A 1,708-nucleotide genomic window follows, 5' to 3' on the forward strand; every position below is an offset into this window, starting at 1 on the left:
GCCGAGCCGGCCCCGGCGGCCCCGGAGCCCGCGCCGGCCGAGCCGGTGATCGGCCAGCCCGTCGCGCCGATCGTGCTCGGCGGCGAGGCGCCCGCCGAACTGCCGCGCAAGCGCGGCTGGTGGCGGAGCTAGGCCGCGCTTCGGGCCCGTTTCCAAACCACGAAACCCCGCCCCGACCCGCCCCCGCCCGCGGGGGCGGGGACGATCCGTCCGGTCGGGACGAGCAGCGAGGATCCAGGACTTGGCGCGACTGACGGTGCTCGAGCCGGAGGCGATGTATCCGGACACGCGGCTCGAGCAGGAGGTGCTCGGGCCGGATGTCGAGATCATCCATGGCGGCGCGCCGCACACGGAAAGCCTCGACATGCTCCCCGACGCGGTCTGCGCGCGCGTCGACGGGCTGCTGATCTTCCGGCACTGGCTGAAGCCGCACCACATCGCGCGCTTCCCACGACTGAAGGTCGTGGTGCGGATGGGCGTCGGCTATGACCGGCTCGACCGCGCGGCCTGCGCGGCGCGCGGCATCACCGTCTGCAACGTCCCGGACTACGGCACGATGGAGGTCGCGGACCACGCCATCGCGCTGACGCTCGCGCTGCGGCGCGGCCTGCTGCTGCACCACGACCTGCAGCGCGCCGAGCCGCCCGCGGCCTGGCGCTACCTGGACAGCCCGCTGATCCGCCGGCTCGGCGCGCAGGTCTTCGGCGTGGTCGGCCTTGGGCGCATCGGCACGGCGGCGGCGCTGCGCGCCAAGGCGCTCGGCTTCCAGGTGCGCTTCTTCGATCCCTTCCTGCCGAACGGCGTGGACCGCGCGCTCGGCATCGAGCGGGCGCGCACGCTGGACGACCTGCTGCGCGGCGCCGACGTGCTGTCGATCCATGTCCCGGACACGCCGACGACGCGCGGGATGATCGGCGCGGCGCAGCTTGCGCTGCTGCCGAAGGATGCGGTGGTGGTGAACACCGCGCGCGGCACCAGCCTCGACATCGACGCGCTGGAGGCGGCGCTGAAATCGGGCCACCTCGCCGGCGCCGGCCTCGACGTGATCCCGGTGGAGCCGCCGGTGGAGCCGGTGCCCTCGCTGCTGGCCGCCTATCGCCGGCGCGAGCCCTGGCTGCAGGGGCGGCTGATCGTCACCCCGCACAGCGCCTTCCACACGCCGGAGGCCTGGGCCGATATCCGGCGCAAGAGCGCCGAGACGATGCGGGACAATTTGGTGCTCGGCATCCCGAGCAACGTGATCGCGCCCGAGTCCTACTGAGCGGCCGTCTCGCGCCTTGAGCGCGACCTCGCAAAAAAAGACGTGACGGGCCTGCCCCTCCGCGTCTCCGTATGCTAAAGAATTCGTGAACGGGGTCGCCTCCGCAGGGGGTGGCCCGGCTGGTGGTCCGGCCGCGCAGGCCGGACGGGGCGACGGGGGATCGGTGCACGTCATCCTCGACATCTCCCGTCTGCTGACGGTCGCGCAGCGGCCCTCGCCGTCCGGGATCGATCGTGTCGAGCTGGCCTATGCGCGGCGATTCGCCGCCGATCCCGACGCGCGCTGCACCTTCGTCGCGGAACTCCCGCTGCTCGGCTTCGCCGCGCTGCCGCGCGCCACGGTGCTCGACCTCGTCGCCGCGCTGGACCGCAGCTGGACCGAGGGCGGCAGCGCCAAGGGCGCGGCGCGGCGTGCGCGGCTCGCGCTGCCCTTCGGGCGGAGCGCCCT

General features: G+C 73.8%; 1 protein-coding gene and 1 pseudogene. Both read left to right on the forward strand.

The features are described from left to right. Nucleotides 1-241 precede the first annotated feature (241 nt). Nucleotides 242-1,261, forward strand: coding sequence for a C-terminal binding protein (locus L2I40_RS22795; protein WP_237217649.1), 1,020 nt, complete (start codon nt 242-244; stop codon nt 1,259-1,261). A gap of 163 nt (nt 1,262-1,424) precedes the next feature. Then, a pseudogene (locus tag L2I40_RS22800) lies at nt 1,425-1,708 on the forward strand (glycosyltransferase family 4 protein); the annotation flags it as partial.

Origin of the sequence: Falsiroseomonas oryziterrae, assembly GCF_021864505.1 — a bacterium.
Taxonomy (GTDB): Bacteria; Pseudomonadota; Alphaproteobacteria; order Acetobacterales; family Acetobacteraceae; genus Falsiroseomonas; species Falsiroseomonas oryziterrae.